Below are 21,018 nucleotides of genomic sequence, written 5' to 3'. Positions count from 1 at the left end.
GAGGAGGAAATAACAAATGACAAGATGTACAAATGATACGCTGATTTCGAAAATCGGCATGAAAACATTAGACAAACTGGTAGAGGTTGACTTTGCTGTATTAGCAGATATCGACAGCTGCGTGAAAGTAAATACGAAAAACTATATTGACTATACTGGGACAAGTGCAACGTTCAATACGTACAATGTTCCGGAAGATATGTTCAACTGTCTGGCGGAAGGATGCAAAAACTCTGGAACGCTGACTGTTACAAACGGAGTAGGTGCTGTTTCCGGTGCATCATTTGCGGTTGCTGCAGATGCAACAGAATTTGTTGCGGGGGTCATCACTCATTATGTGCATGTACCTGCTGCCGGAACCTATGAACTGGCACTGACTGTTTCCGATATAGCAGACAAGGGGCAAACAAATGCAGATGTTTACCAAAAAACAATCATTGCGGCTGCTGAAGGCTTCTATCCAGTCGTTGTTGATTTATCTAAGCTTCCTGAAGAACAAAAAGGAACAGGCTGGTCTGCAACTGAGAGCGGTATTATTGTTCATATCGAAGCAACTCCAGAAGAAACGGTTCTGAGCACTATTGGCTTCTCGTCAATTTATGTGTACAACAGTATCGAAGATTTTGAAGTCAACGATGTCGTTAAAATCGGCTGTCTGGACGAATTTACGGGTGATTTAACAGTTGATCCTGTGGAAGCAAGCTGTTTCGGCGGCGGCTACGATGCGACAAGTATTGCGATCGAGCGCACCTTGACTGGTAAGAGCGTGTCAGCGAACTACTGGAAATTAAATCCATTAATGTCTAAAGGCAGCCAAACAACCGGCTGGTTAATCCAGACAACAGAAAAAACAGTGGCTGAAACAGTGATCGACGGCGTAAGCTACGGATCAATTCAGCTTCCTGATATGAATATGGAAGAATGTGCCTTCACTACAGCGGCAATGGCAGACAGCTGCAACATTACAGACGCATTGCTGAGCCGTGTAAATACACCGGTTGTTGTGGATATTAACGAAAAACAATTTATCGTTTTGGAAGCAGGAAAAATTCTATTCCATTCTTCTCTGATTGGAAAAGAATTGGTTGTCAGCTATCCGAAGAAAGTGGATGTGGAGCATTTTGTCGGCAACGAAGATTCTCTGGATTCCCGCAGAGTACGCATGTCCTTCACTCAGGAACAGACAGATGGTGTGAAACAAAACTACGTGTACAATAACGTACTGATCACATCATTCCCTGGAACTGTCAACAAAGAAGAAACAACATTCAGCTTCACGATTTCTGTGCAGCGTGATAAAAACGGCAACTTCTTTGAAATGTATCGTGTAGCAGAATAAGATTTAAAAAGAAGAGGAGAAGTGACGGTAGTATATTCTAGCCGGTTTTTCAAGTAGACGCGTTTGTATCGAGAATCAAACAAGGGCCTTCAATTCTAAATGGCTCTGCCATTTAGAAAGTGATGAGATCGAAACGAAGTCCTTCAATTCTTAGTGGCTTTGCCATTTAGAAATTGATGAGATCGAAACGAAGTGTAGTGTAGTGTAGTTGTAGTGAGACTCGTAGATACATGATTTTTCCACAATAGGACTGTCAACTTGAGACAAGCAAGGCTGTCACAACCTCTTCAATCTAGCTGAAGAAAAGCTGCGTTAATAGGTGTAACGAAATCTAAAATGTACACTATTCAACGGTATTATTCAATAGGAGCTGATTTTATTAAAACAGCTTCAAAAATGATTCATTCAGAAATAAAGTGACTGTCGGGTCCGGAGCTCTTACTGTTCCGGACTAGCTGATCACAAATTAGGAGGAACAGAAATGGAAGAAAAAGGCATGAAAGCCGCTGACTTTTTAGCAATCAGCGATAAATTGAAAAAGACAAATGAGGATGACACTCCTTTTGCAATTGTCAAAGATCAGGAAGTTTCAGTGATTGGCGATGCCAACAAGACGGAAATCAAACAGGCGAATTACAGCGTACGCTTCAGAGTACCCAAAACATTTTTTGAGGAAGCTCCGGAGGGGGCCAAAGAAGTCGGTTCTTTCTACGTATTTAACGTTGACTTTGAGGGTGTAACGATTACTCCTCGTTCAGACTTGAAAATTGTTGATGCGATTATGAAAATCATTCCGTTTTTCAACAAGCTGAGAGAAAACGGAGAGGTGGAAGCTTTTGACAAGGAAGAGCTTCTTTCTATCTTTGTGAATGCAGGCGATGATGTTCACCTGGCAATCTATAACCTGGTTGCCACATTCCTGGGGATCGATGATCAGTTAGGCGAGTATATGCTGCCATTTTCTGTCATCGAAAACCTGAATAAGATCATGGACAGTCATCCGGAAGTCTTTAATGAAGCTGATGTTTTTTTCGGTTAATCTATCGAAAAGCCTGTGAAAATGACACATCGGTAGCACAGGAAAGCGAAACGTTTTTCGCCAGTCTGAATCTTTATACCTACATGGCTCATTATGTAGCCAAAGTATTAAAGCAGCGCCCGAATGCTATCTTGGATTATTGGGGCGTTGCAGAATTACTGGTTGCCTATGGTCAGTATGCCAATGAGGAAAGCTATAAAAACTTTCTCGAGTGGAAATCACTGAGCAACAGCACGAAGAACAAAGTGAAAAAGCCGAAAGAATATGCGGTGCTGTTCTATACGAATGAGGATTTGAAGGAGTAGTTTTTGCTGAAATATTAGGCAAAAGCTGCTTTTTCTATTTTTTTGTGAGACAAATCAATTAAATATGTATTTCCTCTATCTAAATAAGTATAGATAAAAGTATGAGTTTTCACTCATGCTTTTTTTATTATCTGAAACAGCGGAGTGCAGGAAAATAGCTGCACATTGATTACAAAGAAAGAAAGGAGGCGGCAGAGTGGCAATTGAAAAAATATCAATAGATATAAGAAGTAACGCAAAAGAAGTGGAAAAAGAACTCGCCAAAATCAATTCTCAAATCAAAAAGCTGGAAAAAGAAAAAATAAATATTCGATTAGATACAAAGAAATTGGATGCTGCAGAAAAGAAACTAGACAAGTTGAATACAAAGCTAAGTGGACTATCCATAAAAAAAGCGATCATTGAAGTCGATACTGGAGACATCAATGAAGCTGCAAATGCACTGGGGAAACTGCACAAGAATATCCAACAACTAAGTAGTATTCAAATTCAGACAGATATCTCGATTCGTTTAAGTGATGTTGATTTAAATATGGAGAATATTGGTAGTGAATTGCAGGATCAGGGGCTTAAGCTGATTAAAAATATTACTGCAGTTATTGAAGAAGGTGCTGCAGCTCTACAAACTGCCAGCGATAAGCTACCGGCAGATATAGATTCAATTATCCCTAAGTTGACAGCCATGGGGGCAGCTATCGTAGGAATGGGCGTGTTGGTTGGAGCAGCAGGTGCGGCAGCGACTGAGTTTCCTAAAGAAGCAAAAACTGGATTTAAAATGATTCGTGAAATAGGCAAGCTTTTAATTGAATCTGCTGAGGTAATGGACGAAATATCCGGGAAATTACCGTCAGACTTTGGTGATTTTGGTTCGAAACTGGATGGAATGAATTTGGCTATTGCAGCTATGAGTGTGTTGGTTGCAGCGGCAGGAGCAGCAGCGACCGAGTTTCCAAAAGAAGCAAAAACTGGATTTAAAATGATCCGAGAAATCGGTAAAGTTTTAGTTGAATCTGCTGAGGTAATAGAAGAAATCTCAGGGAAACTACCATCAGATTTCGGTGATGTCGCAGCTAAAATGGTGAGTATGGGTATTGCTATCGGTAGCATGGGACTTCTAGCAGGAATTGCTGGAGCAGCTGCAACTGAGTTTCCTAAGGAAGCAAAAACTGGATTTAAAATGATCCGAGAAATCGGTAAAGCCTTGGTTGAATCTGCTGAGGTAATAGAAGAAATCTCAGGGAGACTACCATCAGATTTCGGTGATGTTGCAGCTAAAATGGCGAGTATGGGCATTGCTATCGGCAGCATGGGACTTCTAGCAGGAATTGCAGGAGCAGCTGCAACGAAGTTTCCGAAAGAAGCGAAAGCAGGCTTTAAAACAATAAATGAAATCAGTAAAGTGATGATCGAATCTGCAGAAGCTCTTGGTGAAGTGGCAACTAAGGTACCATCAAACTTTGGTGATATGGCATCAAAAATGGCAAGTATGGGCATTGCGATTGGTGGTATGGGGTTGTTAGTAGGAATTGCTGGAAAAGCAGCAATTGAATTCCCGAAAGAAGCTAAAGAAGGATTTAGTAAGATTTTAGATATCAACATTGTTTTACAGGAAACTGCTGAAACAATGGGACAAATAGCACAGAAAATTCCATCTGATCTAGGTGAAATGAGTTCCAGATTGGCAAGTATGGGAATTGCAATTTTAGGAATGGGCGCATTAGTAGGTATAGCTGGAAAATTAGCGACAGAGTTCCCAGAAGAAGCCAAAGAAGGACTTAGTAAAATCCTAGATATCAACATTGTTTTACAGGAAACTGCTGAAACAATGGAACAAATAGCACAGAAGATTCCATCTAATCTAGGTGAAATGAGCTCCAGATTGGCAAGTATGGGAATTGCGATTTTAGGGATGGGCGTATTAGTGGGCCTAGCTGGAAAATTAGCGACAGAGTTCCCGGAAGAAGCCAAAGAAGGATTTAGTAAAATCCTAGATATCAACATTGTTTTACAGGAAACTGCTGAAACAATGGAACAAATAGCCCAGAAAATTCCATCTGATCTAGGTGAAATGAGTTCCAGATTGGCAAGTATGGGAATTGCGATTTTAGGGATGGGCGCATTAGTAGGTATAGCTGGAAAATTAGCGACAGAGTTCCCGGAAGAAGCCAAAGAAGGACTTAGTAAAATCCTAGATATCAACATTGTTTTACAGGAAACTGCTGAAACAATGGGTCAAATCGCCCAGAAAATCCCGTCAGATTTAGGAGCGATGAGCTCCCGCCTTGCGAGCATGGGGATTGCTATTGTTGGTATGGGAGCCCTAGTAGTTATTGCCGGAGCTGTGAATAAGAAATTTTCTAAAGAAACAAAAGCCGGTCTGGCAATGATTAGTGAGGTTAATGTTTTACTATTGGATGCTGCGAATGCACTGGGGCAGATTAATAAAAAAGTACCATCAGATTTAGGTGCCATGACATCTAAGCTGGCAAGTATGGGTATAGCCATTGGAGGCATGAGTGCTCTGGTGCTAATTGTCGGTAAGTTTTCTGAGAGTAATCCTGCAGCAGCAGTTGCTGGTTTATTTGTCGTTGACGAAGTAATTGGGCTGCTAATGGAATCAGCAGAAGCAATGAAACAGATTGACAAAAAAGTACCGGGGAATATCGATAAAGTGGCATCTAAGCTGGCAAATATTGGGATTGCGATTGGCGGTATGAGTGTTTTAGTCGGAGTCGTTGGAGCATTAGTGGCTTCTGGAATAGGTGCATTAATTGCTGGAGCAGGGCTGGCAACAGTTTATCTGGTAGCTGAAGAATTAATTCACATGTCAGAGGCAATTAAAGAGATGGATCAAAATGTACCAGAAGAGATGACTGGAGTAAAAGAAAAGATTGAAGGCATTGCCGAAGCTGTAGGCTATTTCACAGCAGCCGATCTTGGCGGAGTTCTGGACTTATTAGAAAATGCAGTCGGAGCTTTAAACACCGCAGTAGCAGCTGAAGGAATCAAGAAGCTGGTAGAAGTTGGACTGGAATTAGAGAAGCTTGATGGAATCACTATACCAGAAAATGTAGAAGCGAAAATTAATGAAATACAAGGCGTATTTAAGTATTTGCAAAAAGGTGTTGGCTTTATTAAAGAATTCAGCCAGAGTATCAACGGTGGTAAAGTAGATACGAATATTGGTGAGGATGCAGCCAGAGCGATTGGTAATTTGGCATCTGTAGCTAAATCGATCAAAGAGCTGGATAAGTTCAATATAAAAGATCCGCAAGCTGTTGAAGAGAAAATCAAAATGCTTCAAGATACTTTCCAACATTTCACTAAAACTAAGGGTTTGTGGGCTGATATTGCTAATTTCTTTGATGGCGGAGATATTGATGCTGATATTGCGAAAGAGGCTGCCAACTATGTGACTAATTTAGTAAAAATTGCTGATCAGCTTGCAAAAATTGAAAAGACAACCTTGAATTATGGAATGGTTTTGTCGAAACTTCAAGTTATCCAAGATGTGATCAAGAGTTTTGATAGTTTTGATGTTACCATGAAAATGGATAATCAAATTTTGACAGATACGGTGAGTAAATCTAATTTACTAAGTCAACTTGTGGAACATTTGGAAACGATTATGAATTTTAAATTTGATGTAGGTGCTGTAGGTAGATTCAAAGTTACTGTTCAAAGTATCAAGGATGCTATAGAAGAGATTACGAGTACGGATTTTACTCCAAGAGATGAAAATGGTGCTCGAAAAGAAATGCCTGATTGGACATGGGCAATGGAGAGGGATATTCAACAGGCAATTGATAAATTGATCCAGCTGAATGCTATGGCAGAACAGCTTAAAATAGCTTTAGATTATACTTTTGATGAAAATACATTCGGACTATTTAAAGGTCGAATGGAATTGATGAAAAACTCAATTTATGATGTGTTGACAACAGATTTTTCTCCAACCAATGAAGATGGCAGTGCAGTTTCATTTGAGTCTTGGGATATATTAACCTCTGCGATAACAGATGCTGTTGGTAAGCTAACACAATTGAATGCAATGGCTGAACAGCTTGAGACAGCATTAACATTTAAATTTCCAGAAGATATTGCGACTCAATTAGGTGGAACATTAACTAAACTACAAACAGCTGTACAGATGGTAAGCTCCTTCCAGTTGGATGGAGTGGGTGTCAGCATAGCAGGTACTGGAACAACAGATACTGAAGAAGGATTCCAACTTCCATATCTAAATAGCTTACAGTCGCCAGGGAATACTTCTATTGGAACAAATGCTAATCAGACGTCAGGAGTAGGTAGTGATTTTTTTGGTAAACAGATTGAGAACGCTAAATTAAAAATTGAAAAAATCAATGGACTGACTCAAAACATTAATGACATTAAAGTAATAGAAGAAGACGTACTAGCTACAAAGTTATCAGCACTTGGTTTAGCTTTAACTCAAATCAGAGAGTTTTTAACGAATGAATCAGTGGTTAGTGAAGCAGGAGAAATAACAAGCGGTACAGCAACTTTTACAACAATGATGGATACTCTGGAAAAATTATTACCAAGGTTTGAGTCATTTGGTACGAAATTTGCCAATCACTTACTTACTCCATATACTACTTTAAATCCTGCTGGAACAATTACTAAAGATTTTGCTACACTTATTACAACTCTTGAAGGACATGAAAGCACTTTTGAAACAATAGGGTTGAATTATACAACTAATCTAACGGAAGGACTTATCAATGCTATAAAGAGCATACCGACTGAAATAAATAATATAGTCGATGGGTTTAGTACAAAGAATTCCAGTACAATAACAAGTTTTAGAAATATAGGGGCTGAGTTGGGGAATGCTATAGTTACAGGATTTTCATCAGCTGTTGAGGGATTATATATTAAAGCTGGGAGTTCTAATAATAATGAATCCAGGATTCTAGATATAGGTAGTTTCCAGACTGGAGGAATAGTTCCCAAATATCTTGCTACTGGCGGATTAGCTAGTATCTTCAAGAAAAAGGGAACTGATACCATACCAGCGATGTTAACATCAGGAGAGTTTGTTCAACGGAAAGCAGCTGTACAAACATTTGGTCTTGATTTTATGAATCGTATAAATAATCTTGATGTACGTGGGGTTTTTGCTACATTAACAGGGAGGTTTAGCACTCAGTCTATGCTGATTCCAGCAGTTTCTAATGTCGTGAACAATATCAATCACACCACAAATAATGCAAATCGGGTAACACAAAATGTTGTAGGTGGAAATCCAGCTTATATGATGAAACGAGCTAGTCGATATTTGAGATAGTAAAGGGATGAAAAAATAGTTCTAAATATTTTGGTAAAAAATGATAGACAAAATCAGAAGTTTTGAGTGTACCTAAAATTTTCAGAGCTAGTATAGAGAATCCAAGAAATTTCAGCGTTTTTCCAGTAGTTTCATTTGTTTTAAAAGTAGCCCCTATAACGATTAATAGGATAGGTTTCTTAATAAAAAATAGGGGAATTCAAATCAGAAATAAGTTCCTCTAAAGAATAAATTATGATAAACTACAAATAGTTGTGATTATTGTATTTGGAGGAAATGAAATGAAGAAAATGATGTTAACAATATTAGCTGTAGGACTAACGATAGGACTTTCAGCTTGCGGATCGAATGGAGAAAAAACTTCAGCTTCAACAACTGAACAAAGTACAAAAGAGAGTACGGAAGATAGTTCTGCAAAAGAAGATGAGAAGATGAGAGATATGGCAGAAGACCTTGAAGAAAAAGGTGTGAGTATTGAATACAATGAATACGGGAATTTTCTAACTTTTAAGAGAGAGAAAAGTATAGACTATGATTATTTTCTAATGCGATTTGAGTTTGATGGTCAAGAAATTTTTAAAGTAGGGCTTGAGTTAAAAGGAAATATTGATGGGCAGGATAAGGAGCCATTGTATTATAGTGTTAGTAAAGGACGAATTGTTGAGCATTCCTTGGATAATACAGATATCAATGCATTAGCAGAAGTATTGGAAAGTTTGGATTACTCAGATCAAGAAATGTTAGAGTTTGCCCAATGGTATCATGGAAATAATTAGAAAGTATTTTTTTGAGAACAAGAGTCTATTTTTGATTCTTGTTCTTTATTCTTCCCAAAATTGTATTTTTAAATCTATTGTTTACAGGTAGCAGCTAATATAGACTTTCTGTGTGTTTTTTTGAAAGGTGTAAGCTTATAACTATTACTTCTATTCATTTTCATCAAAAATAGTTTCCTCCGACCAAATAAACTATGATAAACTACAAATAGTTACGTTTTATAATGGTTTGAGGAGAACAAAATGAAAAAAATAGGATTATTTTTATTGGCAATGGTCACTGTATTAGGTTTTACAGGTTGTGGTTCGTCAGAAGATAAAGATGGAGCAGCAGTATCAACGAAACAAAGTACTGAAGATAAAGCTGTTAACGAAACAAAAAAGATGGAAGCCATGCAAAAAGATTTAGAAGATAAGGGAGTTGAATTTAGTTTAAGCAGTTCATATGGATATCTTTACTTTAATAGAGAAAAAAGTTTAGATTATGACTACTTTGAGATGAGATTTGTATTTAACAATGACACCGATGAAGTATACGAAGTGGAACTTGTACAAAAAGGGAATATTGATGGAAAAGAAAAAGATACTCAATATTATGATATTAGTAGTGGTAGAATAGTGGAATCTTCTGTAATTTCCGATTCGGATATATCAAATGTAGCTGAGGTTCTTGAAAGCATAGACTATTCAGATAAAGAACTATTAGAATTCGCCAAATGGTACTACGAAAACAACAAATAGGTATTCTATGAAGAACAGGAGAGAATTCAACTCTTGTTCTTTTAGTTTAACTAAAAAAATATATATTCTCTATATCAAACTTTAAAGCTGTAGATGCCTCCCTTGGAAATGCCTTGGTTGCTGTGTTCAAGTTGGCGATAAAAAGTTTGTATGTTAGGGTAAGTGCTACTAATGGAAGTGGGTCTGATATTATAAACAGTGTTGGTTTTGCAACTGGTGGACTTGTTCCAAGCTATTTGGCTTCCGGCGGGTTGGCGAGTATTTTCAAGAAAAGAGGAACTGATACTATACCAGCGATGTTAACACCAGGAGAGTTTGTTCAACGGAAAGCAGCGGTAAATACCTTTGGGCTTGATTTTATGAAGCGTGTGAATAGTCTTGATGTCCGTGGTGCATTCAATGCGCTGACAGGCAGATTTAATACATCAGGAATGCTAACGCCTGCTGTTTCAAGTATTGTGAATAATGTCAATCACACAACAAACAATGCGAATCGGGTAACGCAAAATGTTGTGGGAGGGAATCCTGATTATATGATGAAGCGAGCAAGTCGTTATTTGAGATAAAAAGATAGACACATCAGTAAAGAAAATTATTAAGTGAAGTACAAATAGAAGAATAAAAAATACTTGTTGAAAATTCAATTCCTCAAATCTTTAAATTGTGATAAACTACAAATAGTTACGTTTTATAATGGTTGGAGGAGAACAAAATGAAAAAAATAGGATTATTTATATTGGCAATGGTCACTGTGTTAAGTTTCGCAGGTTGTGGTTCGTCAGAAGATAAAGATGGAGCAGCAGTATCAACGAAACAAAGTACTGAAGATAAAGCTGCTAACAAAACAAAAAAGATGGAAGCCATGCAGAAAGATTTGGAAGAAAAGGGAGTAAATATCACTTACTATGATGGCTATTTGAGGTTAACTAGAGAAAGAGGAATAGACTATGAGTATTTTCAAATGACATTTAAATTTGGTTCGAAGGGTCTTTTTGAAATTACACTTGAATTGAAAGGTAATATAGATGGGGAGAAGAAAGATCTTTTATATTATGAAGTTAGTAAAGGTAGAATAGTTGAATCAAATTTATATAATACGGATATCACAAAAATTGCAGAAGTCCTCGAAAGCATGGATTATTCAGATAAAGAACTCTTAGAATTTGCCCAATGGTACTATGAAAACAACAAATAAGTATTCTACGAAGAACAGGAGATAATGAGTCTCTTGTTTTTTTGTATAGTTCAAATCCCTAAATTGTATATCTTCCAAAGAACAAACTATGATAAACTACAAATAGTTGTGATTATTGTATTTGGAGGAAATGAAATGAAGAAAATGATGTTAACAATATTAGCTGTAGGACTAACGGTAGGACTTTCAGCTTGCGGATCGAATGGAGAAAAAACTTCAGCTTCAACAACTGAACAAAGTACAAAAGAGAGTACGGAAGATAGTTCTGCAAAAGAAGATGAGAAGATGAGAGACATGGCAGAAGACCTTGAAGAAAAAGGTGTAAGTTTTAGAATAAATAGTGTTAATGATAATTTAGAATTGACCAGAGAAAAAGGAATAGACTATGAATATTTTAAATTGAATATTGATTTTAGGAGTAATGGTGGTGAGATTCGTGAAATTATATTACAATTGAGGGGCAATATAGATGGAGAGGACAAAGATATGCTATTCTATGATGTTAAAAGTGGAAGAATTGTAGAATCTGCAGCATGGAATACAGATATCAATGCTATTGCTGATGTTTTAGAAAGTTTAGATTACTCTGATCAAGAATTAATTGAGTTTGCCCAATGGTATCATGGAAATAATTAGAAAATATTTTTTTGAGAACAAGAGTCTATTTTTGATTCTTGTTCTTTATTCTTTCCAAAATTGTATTTTTAAATCTATTGTTTACAGGCACTAGCTAATGCTAATATAGACTATCTGTGTGTTTTTTTGAAATGTATATGCTTATAACTATTACTTCTATTCATTTTCATCAAAAAATAGTTTCCTCCGACCAAATAAACTATGATAAACTACAAATAGTTACGTTTTATAATGGTTGGAGGAGAACAAAATGAAAAAAATAGGATTATTTTTATTAGCAATGGTCACTGTATTAGGTTTTACAGGTTGTGGTTCGTCAGAAGATAAAGATGGATCAGCAGTATCAACGAAACAAAGTACTGAAGATAAAACTGCTAACGAAACAAAAAAGATGGAAGCCATGCAAAAAGATTTAGAAGATATGGGAGTTGAAATTAGAAGAAATACTGCTAATCAAGATATAGAATTTACTAGGGAAAAAGGGATTGACTATGATTATTTTTGGCTAGTTTTCAATTTTAGAGATGTTTCGGAAATCAGAGAGATAAGACTTCAACTCAAAGGTAGTATTGATGGAGAAAAGAAGGACACTTTGTATTACGAAGTGAAGCAAGGAAGAATGGTAGAATCTACTGTCTATAATACAGATATTGATTTATTGGCAGAGACTTTAGAAAGTATTAATTATTCTGATACGGATATGATTAAATTTGCTCTATGGTACAATAAAAGTAATTAATAGTAGCCGTCTTTTTATTTGTTATCTAACCTAATTCAAGTGAGAATAAAATGGAGGACTCATCAACGACAGTTTCTTTAGAAACGATCACTGAGGATACTTCAATTGAAGAAGAAATAAAAAAAAGAAGATGAAATGAAAAAGCTGGAAGACTCGTTAGGTGAAGAAAGTGTAGAGGTTATTTATGATCGCAGAGAACTAACCTTTACTAGGGAGAAGGGGATTGACTGTGAATATTTTAAGATGACTTTTCTATTTAGTGATAGTCCATTAGAAATTTTAGATATTGAATTATAATTAAAAAGTAATATTGTTGCTCTTGCTGAAGTTCTTGAAAGTATAGAATACTCTGATAAAGAGCTTGTTGAATTTGCTTGGTGGTATTTCGAAAACAACAAATAATTCATTAATTAAAGGCAAGAGAAAAAAAATCTCTTGTTCTTTTAATATAACCCAAAATAATATATCTTCTAAGGAGAAAACTATGTTAAGCTAGACGTAGTTATTTGATTTAGGAGGAGATAAAATGAAAAAATTAGCGTTAAGTTTGTTAGTATTCGGAGTATTTTTGGGGATATCTGGTTGTGGATCAAATGCAAACGAAGGTGGAAAAATATCATCTAATTCGGTTGAAGAAAGTACAACAGATTCATCTGATAAAGAAGATAAAAAGATGGAAGCCATGGAAGAGGATTTGAAGGAAAAAGGGGTATCTGTTAGACTTGCTCATACTGGATATATGTATTTTAACAGAGAGAAAAGTGTAGACTATGATTACTTTGAGATGATCTTTAAATTTAGTAAAAGTAAAGTTTTTCAAGTTACTCTTGGACTTAAAGGGAATATTGATGGTAAGAAGAAGGATGATTTGTATTATGAGGTGAACCAAGGAAGAATAGTTGAGTCATCTATTTATGATTCAAACATTAATTCACTTGCTGAAGTTCTTGAAAGCATAGGTTATTCAGATAAAGAAATGCTGGAATTTGCTCAATGGTATTATGACAACAGCAAATAAGTATTCTACGAAGAACAGGAGATAATCAGACTCTTGTTTTTTTGTATCATTATTTTTCAATAAGAAAATCCCGTCAGATTTAGGTGCCATGGCATCTAAGCTGGCAAATATTGGGATTGCGATTGGCGGCATGAGTGTTTTAGTCGGAGTCGTTGGAGCATTAGTGGCTTCTGGAATAGGTGCATTAATTGCTGGAGCAGGGCTGGCAACAGTTTATCTGGTAGCTGAAGAATTAATTCACATATCAGAGGCAATTAAAGAGATGGATCAAAATGTACCAGAAGAGATGACTGGAGTAAAAGAAAAGATTGAAGGCATTGCCGAAGCTGTAGGCTATTTCACAGCAGCCGATCTTGGCGGGGTTCTGGACTTATTAGAAAATGCAGTCGGAGCTTTAAATACCGCAGTAGCAGCTGAAGGAATCAAGAAGCTGGTAGAAGTTGGGCTGGAATTAGAGAAGCTTGATGGAATCACTATACCAGAAGGTGTAGAACAAAAGATCAATGATATCCAAGCTGTTTTTGAGTATTTGAAAAAAGGCGTTGGCCTCCTTGGTGAAATCGATCAGTTCTTTAATGGTGGAGGAATTGATACTAAAACAGGCGGAAAAGCTTCACAAGCTATTGAGAACCTTGTATCCGTAGCAAAATCAATTACTGCTTTAGATAAATATGAATTGAAGGAACCAAGTGTTGTAAAAACAAAAATTGATAATATCCAAGCAGTCTTCGGCTATTTAACTAAAACAAAAGGCTGGTTTGATGACATTAAAAGAGCATTTGGCGGGAACAATATTGATACAGGCGTTGCAAAAGATGCAAAGACGTATATTGAATCAATAGGGGACATTGCCGAAACATTTGAAAAACTGCAGACCAAAGATCTAAAAACTAAAAAAATTTCCTCAATGATCGAAAATATTCAGGAAGTCTTTGATTCCTTCCTTGGAAAGGGGAATCTGGCAGAGCGATTTGCTTCGATGTTTACTGGTGAAAAAAGTATTGATAACACCACGGTTAGTTCAGCTAAGACATATGTCACGAATTTGGCAACAGTCGCTGCTGAATTACAGAAAATACAGAACACGGATCTTAATTTTAGTACCGTACGTTCAAAACTTCAGAGTCTTCAGGATATTTTGGAGGAGCTTGGACGTGTTGATCTTAACATTGAACTGGACAATGATTCCTTGACTGATGCGGTAACTAAGGCCGGTTTGATTAATGATTTGATTGAAAGTCTTAAAAAAGCATTAGGATTTACATTTGGTACTGCAGAAATAGGGAAATTCAAGCAGACAATTCAAGGGATAAAGGAAGCCATCAAAGAGATTCTCAGTACTGATTTCACCCCTAGAGGAGAAGATGGACAAAGACTGGAGATGCCTGACTGGACTTATACAATGGAAAGCGATATCAGACAGGCAACGGAGAAGCTTGAGAAGTTAAACAGTATGGCCACCCAGCTTGATAATGCGTTGAATTTTGAGTTTGATGAAACAAGCTTCAGTACTTTTGAAGCAAGAGTTCAGCTGATGAAAGATACAATTTACAAAGTATTAACAACGGATTTTTCACCAATGGAAAATGGTGAAAAAGTGAAGTTTGAAGCTTGGGATGAATTAACCTCACCTATTGTTGATGCAGTGAATAAGCTGATAAGTTTGAATGATATGGGGAAACAGCTTGATACTGCCTTGAGGTTTGAGTTTGAAGATACCGCTGTTGAAGACTTTCAGGAAACGATGAATAAAATCGTATCAGCTGTTGGTATTGTAAACTCGGTGAATTTTGGTTCAAGCAGTGGTACGAAGTTCCCTGTAGTGAGGAAGCAAAGTGGAGATCAGGAAGTAGAACCTGACAATTCAGTTATTACAACAAATCAAAATAATGATGACTTTTTAATAAGTATAAATAATACAAATGAAAAAATAGGCGAAATCAATAGTTTAATAACCACGATTCAGAATGTCCCTCTTCTAAATCCTGACGAATTTGAAGCTAAGATTTCTGCTGTTAAAACATGCCTTCAATATATTAGTGAGTTTGTCAAAGATGAAGAGACTAACAAAAATGCTGAAACGATTACCAGCAGTGCTGAAGCATTTACAACTTTAGCAGCTGACCTGGAAAAACTATTACCAAGATTTACGGAATTTGGAAATGGTTTTGCGACAAATATCATGGCTAAATATAATACTGATAATCCAACACAACAGATTGAGACGGATTTTGGAACCCTGATTACTACGCTTCAAGGTCACAAAGAAACGTTCAAATCAATCGGATCGAAGTACACGTCTAATTTAACAGAAGGTCTGATTAAAGCGATTAAGAGTATTTCTACTGAAATAGATATTGTAGTTAATGATCTTAAAAAAGGCGATTCTATAACTATGATGGCTTTCAGTAGTCTAGGAACTTCTTTAGGAAATTCTTTAGTTAATGGAATCAAATCAGCTGTTGAAGGACTATCAATTAAATTAAGTATGACAACTAGTACTACGAGTACAACTGGAACAGCGATTGCACAAACGACTAGCAATTCGTCATATGCTGGTGGTCGAGAACTGATGGCCGCAGGTGGACTTGTTCCACATCCGGATCCGGGATTTGCAAATATTGTTAAGCCGGTAGGGACTGACAGTGTTCCGGCATTGTTGACTCCGGGAGAGTTTGTTCAAAGACGGTCAGCCGTTAGCACATTTGGTGTTGATTTTATGAAACGGATTAATAATTTTGATGTGCAAGGGGCTTTTGCTGCATTAACAGGAAGGTTCAATACTCAGGCTATGCTGATTCCAGCAGTTTCTAGTATTGTGAACAATATCAATCACACAACGAATAATGCAAATCGGGTGACTCAAAATGTAGTTGGGGGTAATCCAGATTATATGATGAAACGAGCAAGCCGATATTTGAGGTAGTTGGGTATTGAAAAAAGATTATGAACCAGTCTATAAGATTCAGAAGTTAGTTTCTCTAAAGAATAATGTATGATAAACTACAAATAGTTGTAATTATTGTGTTTGGAGGAAATGAAATGAAAAAAATAATACTGAGCTTTTTAGTATTTGGGGCAGTAGTTAGTCTTGCAGCGTGTAATTCAAGTGAAGATAAAGCAAACATCTTATCATCAACAAAAGAAACAAGTACAATTGTAAGTACAGTTGATTCTTCTGCTAAAGAAGATGAGAAAATGAGAGAAATGGAAAGAGATCTTGAAGAAAAAGGAGTAATATTTAAGGTGTTTGGTTCTCATGGTTATCTGTATTTTAATCGGGAAAAAAGCATAGATTATGACTACTTTGAGATGAGATTTCTTTTTAGCGAAAAGACTGATAAAATTATTAGAACTATACTTGAACTGAAAGGAAATATAGATGGTGAAAAAAAAGATTTATTATACTTTGACATAAGCCAAGGAAGAATTGTTGAAGCTGCATATTCTAATACTAATATTAATGAACTGGCAGAAGTTCTTGAAAGTCTTGGTTACTCTGATAAAGAAATATTGGAATTCGCTCAATGGTATTACGATAATAACAAGTAATTGTATAAAGAACAGGAATATTATTCTCCTGTTCTTTTTCAATGACCCGAATTATATACCGTCTATTAGTTCCTAGCTATTTGGCTTCCGGCGGGTTGGCGAGTATTTTTAAGAAAAGAGGAACTGATACAGTACCTGCTATGCTGACACCGGGCGAGTTTGTACAACGAAAAGCAGCGGTAAATACCTTTGGGCTTGATTTTATGAAGCGTGTGAATAGTCTTGATGTCCGTGGCGCATTCAATGCGCTGACAGGCAGATTTAATACATCAGGAATGCTAACACCTGCTGTTTCAAGTATTGTGAATAATGTCAATCACACAACAAACAATGCGAATCGGGTAACGCAAAATGTTGTGGGAGGAAATCCAGATTATATGATGAAACGAGCAAGTCGGTATTTGAGATAAAAAGATAGACACATCAGTAAAGAAAATTATTAAGTGAAGTACAAATAGAAGAATAAAAAATACTTGTTGAAAATTCAATTCCTCAAATCTTTAAATTGTGATAAACTACAAATAGTTACGTTTTATAATGGTTGGAGGAGAACAAAATGAAAAAAATAGGATTATTTATATTGGCAATGGTCACTGTGTTAAGTTTCGCAGGTTGTGGTTCGTCAGAAGATAAAGATGGAGCAGCAGTATCAACGAAACAAAGTACTGAAGATAAAGCTGCTAACGAAACAAAAAAGATGGAAGCCATGCAAAAAGATTTAGAAGATAAGGGAGTTGAAATTGTCTTTGTTAATTTAGAAGATTATGGTTCTGTCCACCATATAACTTTTAGTAGAGAAAAAAGTATAGACTATGATTACTTTGAATTGGATTTAGTGTTTGACATTGAAAGTAATGAAATTTTTGATATCAGACTTTATTTGAAAGGCAATATAGATGGTGAAAAAAAGGATACTTTATATTATGAATTAAGTATGGGAAGAATTGTTGAGGATCCACATCTCAATACAGATATCAATGCATTAGCAGAAGTATTGGAAAGTTTGGATTACTCAGATCAAGAAATGTTAGAGTTTGCCCAATGGTATCATGGAAATAATTAGAAAATATTTTTTTGAGAACAAGAGTCTATTTTTGATTCTTGTTCTTTATTCTTCCCAAAATTGTATTTTTAAATCTATTGTTTACAGGTAGCAGCTAATATAGACTATCTGTGTGTGTTTTTGAAAGGTGTAAGCTTATAACTATTATTTCTATTCATTTTCATCAAAAATAGTTTTCTCCAACCAAATGTTTTGTGATAAACTACAAATAGTTGTGATTATTATATTTGGAGGAGAAAAAAATGAAAAAAATTTGGGTACTATGCATATTATCAGTCGCAGTAATTGGTTTAGTAGGTTGTGGAACAGTAAGCAATAGCACTTCAGGTGGAAAAACATCAACAGAGCAAAAATCAAATAAAGAGTATGAGCAAATGGAAGAAGAGTTAGGAGAAAAAGGTGTTGAGATTGAATTAAGTAAGGAGTATAGCGATTTGACCCTTACTAGAGAAAAAAGCATCGACTATGATTATTTTGAAATGCTTTTTGAGTTTGATGGTGAGACAAAGGAACTTTATAAGGTTGTTCTGCAACTTAAAGGAAACATTGATGGAGAGCTCAAAGATCGGCTCTTCTTTGAAATAAGCAAAGGACGAATGGTTGAATCCACAGTTAACAGTAATTCGAATATTGATGCATTAGCTGAAGTATTAGATAGTTTAGGCTATGATGACAAAAAAATGTTGGGATTTGCCCAATGGTACTACTACAACAACAAATAATTGCATAAGGAACAGGAGCTAATTAGGCTCTTGTTCTTTTAATATAACCCAAAATAATATATCTTCTAAGGAGAAAACGATGTTAAGCTAGATGTAGTTATTTGATTTAGGAGGAGATAAAATGAAAAAATTAGCGTTAAGTTTGTTAGTATTCGGAGTATTTTTGGGGTTATCTGGTTGTGGATCAAATGCAAACGAAGGTGGAAGAATATCGTCTAATTCAGTTGAAGAAAGTACAACAGATTCATCTGGTAAAGAAGATAAAAATATGGAAGCCATGGAAGAGGATTTGAAGGAAAATGGTGTGAAAATTAGTTATCATAAGAAAAATCTAACTTTTATCAGAGAAAAAGGCATAGATTATGATTATTTTCAATTGATGATTAAATTTGATAGTAAATCAAATGAAATATACGAAATGACTCTTCGACTTAAAGGAAATATTGATGGAAAAGAAAAAGATACTCTATTCTATAATGAAAGCAGTGGTAGAATTGTAGAATCAACTGCTTGGAATACTGACATAAATGCTATTGCTAAAACCCTTGAAAGCTTAAATTATTCGGATAAAGAGATATTGGAATTTGCGCCTTGGTATTACGAAAAGAATATGTAAAATCAGAATAAGAGCTAATTCAAGCTCTTGTTCTTTTTATATATCCAAAATTGTATATCTTCCAAAGAACAAACTATGATAAACTACAAATAGTTGTGATTATTGTATTTGGAGGAAATGAAATGAAAAAAATAATACTGAGCTTTTTAGTATTTGGGGCAGTAGTTAGTCTTGCAGCGTGTAATTCAAGTGAGAATAAAATGGAGGACTCATCAACGACAGTTTCTTTAGAAACGGTCACTGAGGATACTTCAATTGAAGTAGAAACAGAAAAAGAAGATGAAATGAAAAAGCTGGAAGATTCGTTAGGTGAGGAAAGTGTAGAGGTTATTTATGATCGTGGAGAACTAACCTTTACTAGGGAGAAGGGGGTTGACTGCGAATATTTTAAGATGACTTTTCTATTTAGTGATAGTCCATTAGAAATTTTTGATATTGAATTACAATTAAAAGGTAATATTGATGGAGAAAAAAAGGACCTATTGCATTTTAATGTGAGTAATGGAAGGATTGTAGAGAAAGAATACAGAGCTACGGATATTGTTGCACTTGCTGAAGTTCTTGAAAGTATAGAATACTCTGATAAAGAGCTTGTTGAATTTGCTTGGTGGTATTTCGAAAACAACAAATAATTCATTAATTAAAGGCAAGAGAAAAAACATCTCTTGTTCTTTTAATATAACCCAAAATAATATATCTTCTAAGGAGAAAACTATGTTAAGCTAGACGTAGTTATTTAATTTAGGAGGAAACAAAATGAAAAAATTAGTGTTAACTTTATTAGTATTTGGGATATTTTTTGGATTATCTGGATGTGGGGCAACTGCAAATGATGATGGAAAAACGTCATCCAGTTCAGTTAAAGAAAGCACAGTAAATTCTTCTGATGAAGAAGATAAAGAAATGGAAGCTATGGAAGTTGAGTTGAAAGAACAAGGGGTTGAAATGAGAATAAGTAAAAGACTTGGTGGTCTCATCCTATCAAGAGAAAAAAGTATAGATTATGATTATTTTGAAATGTCATTTTATTTTAATAGCAAGACTGAGGATTTTGTGTATATTATGTTGGAACTGAAGGGAAATATTGACGGAAAGAAGAAGGACTTGTTATACTATGATGAGAGTGGTGGAAGACTAGTAGAAGAGGATTCTCGGAATACAGATATCACAAAAATTGCAGAAGTTCTTGAAAGCCTAAATTATTCTGACCAGGAAATGTTAGAATTTGCCCAATGGTACTATGAAAACAACAAATAAGTATTCTACGAAGAACAGGAGATAATGAGTCTCTTGTTTTTTTGTATAGTTCAAATTCCAAAATTGTATATCTTCCAAAGAACAAACTATGATAAACTACAAATAGTTGTAATTATTGTGTTTGGAGGAAATGAAATGAAAAAAATAATTCTGGGAATTTTGACTTTGGGAGTAATGATAAGTCTTGCAGCCTGTAGTTCAAGCGAAGAAAAAACAAATACGTCATCATCTGTAAAACAGTTGGATGAATCAAGTACGATTGATTCTGCTGCTGAAGAGGAAAAAAAAATGAAGGAAGTAGAAGAAGGGCTTGAAGCAAGAGGGGTTGTTGTCGCCAGATATAATGGCTTTTTAAAGTTGTCTAGAGAAAAAGGAATTGATTATGATTATTTCAATATGAATTTCGTTATTAGCAGTAAAAAAAATGAAATTTTTGAAATTATTCTCATTCTTAAAGGAAATATAGATGGTGAGGAAAAAGACGGTCTATATTATAGAGTAAGTCAAAATAGGATTGTGGAAGCTCCTTATTCAAATACAGATATTACAGCTATGGCTGAAGTACTTGAAAGTTTGGGCTATTCAGATCAGGAGCTTGTAGAGTTTGCATTGTGGTATTACGAAAATAATAAATAATGGATGAAGAACAGGAGATAGCCAGTCTCTTGTTTTTTTATTGTTATCTTGCAATAAGAAAATTCCATCCAAT

At 35.6% G+C, this 21,018-nt stretch carries 21 protein-coding genes; all 21 read left to right on the top strand.

From position 1 onward, the window contains the following. Positions 1 to 16: 16 nt before the first annotated feature. Positions 17 to 1,339, top strand: a complete 1,323-nt coding sequence (locus IW492_RS01945) for a hypothetical protein (RefSeq protein WP_202064582.1) — start codon at positions 17 to 19, stop codon at positions 1,337 to 1,339. 481 nt (positions 1,340 to 1,820) lie between these two features. Beyond that, positions 1,821 to 2,378, top strand: coding sequence for a hypothetical protein (locus IW492_RS01940; RefSeq protein ID WP_202064580.1), 558 nt, complete (start codon positions 1,821 to 1,823; stop codon positions 2,376 to 2,378). A gap of 83 nt (positions 2,379 to 2,461) precedes the next feature. Beyond that, positions 2,462 to 2,683, top strand: a complete 222-nt coding sequence (locus tag IW492_RS01935) for a hypothetical protein (protein WP_202064578.1) — start codon at positions 2,462 to 2,464, stop codon at positions 2,681 to 2,683. A 196-nt stretch (positions 2,684 to 2,879) separates the two neighbouring features. Beyond that, the gene (locus IW492_RS01930; protein ID WP_202064576.1) at positions 2,880 to 7,994 is read left to right on the top strand and encodes a hypothetical protein; all 5,115 of its coding nucleotides are present in this window, start codon (positions 2,880 to 2,882) and stop codon (positions 7,992 to 7,994) included. Positions 7,995 to 8,275: 281 nt separating this feature from the next. Continuing rightward, positions 8,276 to 8,770: an LptM family lipoprotein gene (locus tag IW492_RS01925; RefSeq protein WP_202064574.1), complete on the top strand. Its 495-nt coding sequence runs from the start codon at positions 8,276 to 8,278 to the stop codon at positions 8,768 to 8,770. Between the two features lie 243 nt (positions 8,771 to 9,013). Beyond that, the gene (locus IW492_RS01920) at positions 9,014 to 9,511 is read left to right on the top strand and encodes a hypothetical protein (protein WP_202064572.1); all 498 of its coding nucleotides are present in this window, start codon (positions 9,014 to 9,016) and stop codon (positions 9,509 to 9,511) included. A gap of 146 nt (positions 9,512 to 9,657) precedes the next feature. After that, on the top strand, positions 9,658 to 10,077 hold the full coding sequence (locus tag IW492_RS01915; RefSeq protein ID WP_202064571.1) for a hypothetical protein: 420 nt from the start codon (positions 9,658 to 9,660) through the stop codon (positions 10,075 to 10,077). Positions 10,078 to 10,223: 146 nt separating this feature from the next. Continuing rightward, a complete protein-coding gene (locus IW492_RS01910; protein ID WP_202064570.1) occupies positions 10,224 to 10,706 on the top strand; it encodes a hypothetical protein in 483 nt (160 codons plus the stop codon). A 135-nt stretch (positions 10,707 to 10,841) separates the two neighbouring features. After that, the gene (locus tag IW492_RS01905; protein ID WP_202064569.1) at positions 10,842 to 11,342 is read left to right on the top strand and encodes an LptM family lipoprotein; all 501 of its coding nucleotides are present in this window, start codon (positions 10,842 to 10,844) and stop codon (positions 11,340 to 11,342) included. Between the two features lie 250 nt (positions 11,343 to 11,592). Continuing rightward, on the top strand, positions 11,593 to 12,081 hold the full coding sequence (locus IW492_RS01900; protein ID WP_202064568.1) for a hypothetical protein: 489 nt from the start codon (positions 11,593 to 11,595) through the stop codon (positions 12,079 to 12,081). Positions 12,082 to 12,216: 135 nt separating this feature from the next. Then, positions 12,217 to 12,378 (top strand): hypothetical protein, encoded by a 162-nt coding sequence (locus IW492_RS01895; RefSeq protein WP_202064567.1) that lies wholly within the window; start codon positions 12,217 to 12,219, stop codon positions 12,376 to 12,378. Positions 12,379 to 12,607: 229 nt separating this feature from the next. Further along, positions 12,608 to 13,099: a hypothetical protein gene (locus IW492_RS01890; RefSeq protein WP_202064566.1), complete on the top strand. Its 492-nt coding sequence runs from the start codon at positions 12,608 to 12,610 to the stop codon at positions 13,097 to 13,099. A gap of 88 nt (positions 13,100 to 13,187) precedes the next feature. Further along, entirely contained in the window at positions 13,188 to 16,025 is a 2,838-nt protein-coding gene (locus tag IW492_RS01885; protein WP_202064564.1) for a hypothetical protein, read from the top strand. 116 nt (positions 16,026 to 16,141) lie between these two features. Next, positions 16,142 to 16,651 carry a hypothetical protein gene (locus IW492_RS01880; protein ID WP_202064563.1) on the top strand — a complete coding sequence of 170 codons (510 nt, stop codon included), beginning with the start codon at positions 16,142 to 16,144 and terminating at the stop codon, positions 16,649 to 16,651. A 41-nt stretch (positions 16,652 to 16,692) separates the two neighbouring features. Continuing rightward, positions 16,693 to 17,061, top strand: coding sequence for a hypothetical protein (locus tag IW492_RS01875; protein ID WP_202064561.1), 369 nt, complete (start codon positions 16,693 to 16,695; stop codon positions 17,059 to 17,061). Between the two features lie 146 nt (positions 17,062 to 17,207). Further along, positions 17,208 to 17,714, top strand: a complete 507-nt coding sequence (locus IW492_RS01870) for a hypothetical protein (RefSeq protein ID WP_202064559.1) — start codon at positions 17,208 to 17,210, stop codon at positions 17,712 to 17,714. 242 nt (positions 17,715 to 17,956) lie between these two features. Beyond that, positions 17,957 to 18,436 (top strand): hypothetical protein, encoded by a 480-nt coding sequence (locus tag IW492_RS01865; RefSeq protein WP_202064557.1) that lies wholly within the window; start codon positions 17,957 to 17,959, stop codon positions 18,434 to 18,436. A gap of 121 nt (positions 18,437 to 18,557) precedes the next feature. Further along, entirely contained in the window at positions 18,558 to 19,052 is a 495-nt protein-coding gene (locus IW492_RS01860) for a hypothetical protein (RefSeq protein ID WP_202064556.1), read from the top strand. A gap of 122 nt (positions 19,053 to 19,174) precedes the next feature. Further along, positions 19,175 to 19,684, top strand: a complete 510-nt coding sequence (locus IW492_RS01855) for a hypothetical protein (RefSeq protein WP_202064555.1) — start codon at positions 19,175 to 19,177, stop codon at positions 19,682 to 19,684. 124 nt (positions 19,685 to 19,808) lie between these two features. Further along, entirely contained in the window at positions 19,809 to 20,309 is a 501-nt protein-coding gene (locus IW492_RS01850) for a hypothetical protein (RefSeq protein WP_202064554.1), read from the top strand. 135 nt (positions 20,310 to 20,444) lie between these two features. Then, positions 20,445 to 20,945 carry a hypothetical protein gene (locus tag IW492_RS01845; RefSeq protein WP_202064553.1) on the top strand — a complete coding sequence of 167 codons (501 nt, stop codon included), beginning with the start codon at positions 20,445 to 20,447 and terminating at the stop codon, positions 20,943 to 20,945. The last annotated feature ends 73 nt before the right edge of the window (positions 20,946 to 21,018 follow it).

This window comes from Enterococcus sp. BWB1-3 (genome assembly GCF_016745275.1).
Classification (GTDB): domain Bacteria; phylum Bacillota; class Bacilli; order Lactobacillales; family Enterococcaceae; genus Enterococcus_L.
Note: the sequence above shows the minus strand (reverse complement) of the source record. Positions and strands in the feature narration are given on the sequence as shown.

Coding starts and splice junctions, on each gene's coding strand:
- IW492_RS01910 (WP_202064570.1), top strand. CDS start 10,224: ATGAAAAAAATAGGATTATTTATATTGGCAATGGTCACTGTGTTAAGT.
- IW492_RS01885 (WP_202064564.1), top strand. CDS start 13,188: ATGGCATCTAAGCTGGCAAATATTGGGATTGCGATTGGCGGCATGAGT.
- IW492_RS01945 (WP_202064582.1), top strand. CDS start 17: ATGACAAGATGTACAAATGATACGCTGATTTCGAAAATCGGCATGAAA.
- IW492_RS01900 (WP_202064568.1), top strand. CDS start 11,593: ATGAAAAAAATAGGATTATTTTTATTAGCAATGGTCACTGTATTAGGT.
- IW492_RS01860 (WP_202064556.1), top strand. CDS start 18,558: ATGAAAAAATTAGCGTTAAGTTTGTTAGTATTCGGAGTATTTTTGGGG.
- IW492_RS01890 (WP_202064566.1), top strand. CDS start 12,608: ATGAAAAAATTAGCGTTAAGTTTGTTAGTATTCGGAGTATTTTTGGGG.
- IW492_RS01895 (WP_202064567.1), top strand. CDS start 12,217: ATGAAAAAGCTGGAAGACTCGTTAGGTGAAGAAAGTGTAGAGGTTATT.
- IW492_RS01870 (WP_202064559.1), top strand. CDS start 17,208: ATGAAAAAAATAGGATTATTTATATTGGCAATGGTCACTGTGTTAAGT.
- IW492_RS01865 (WP_202064557.1), top strand. CDS start 17,957: ATGAAAAAAATTTGGGTACTATGCATATTATCAGTCGCAGTAATTGGT.
- IW492_RS01920 (WP_202064572.1), top strand. CDS start 9,014: ATGAAAAAAATAGGATTATTTTTATTGGCAATGGTCACTGTATTAGGT.
- IW492_RS01855 (WP_202064555.1), top strand. CDS start 19,175: ATGAAAAAAATAATACTGAGCTTTTTAGTATTTGGGGCAGTAGTTAGT.
- IW492_RS01875 (WP_202064561.1), top strand. CDS start 16,693: ATGACCCGAATTATATACCGTCTATTAGTTCCTAGCTATTTGGCTTCC.
- IW492_RS01850 (WP_202064554.1), top strand. CDS start 19,809: ATGAAAAAATTAGTGTTAACTTTATTAGTATTTGGGATATTTTTTGGA.
- IW492_RS01845 (WP_202064553.1), top strand. CDS start 20,445: ATGAAAAAAATAATTCTGGGAATTTTGACTTTGGGAGTAATGATAAGT.
- IW492_RS01940 (WP_202064580.1), top strand. CDS start 1,821: ATGGAAGAAAAAGGCATGAAAGCCGCTGACTTTTTAGCAATCAGCGAT.
- IW492_RS01925 (WP_202064574.1), top strand. CDS start 8,276: ATGAAGAAAATGATGTTAACAATATTAGCTGTAGGACTAACGATAGGA.
- IW492_RS01935 (WP_202064578.1), top strand. CDS start 2,462: ATGGCTCATTATGTAGCCAAAGTATTAAAGCAGCGCCCGAATGCTATC.
- IW492_RS01905 (WP_202064569.1), top strand. CDS start 10,842: ATGAAGAAAATGATGTTAACAATATTAGCTGTAGGACTAACGGTAGGA.
- IW492_RS01880 (WP_202064563.1), top strand. CDS start 16,142: ATGAAAAAAATAATACTGAGCTTTTTAGTATTTGGGGCAGTAGTTAGT.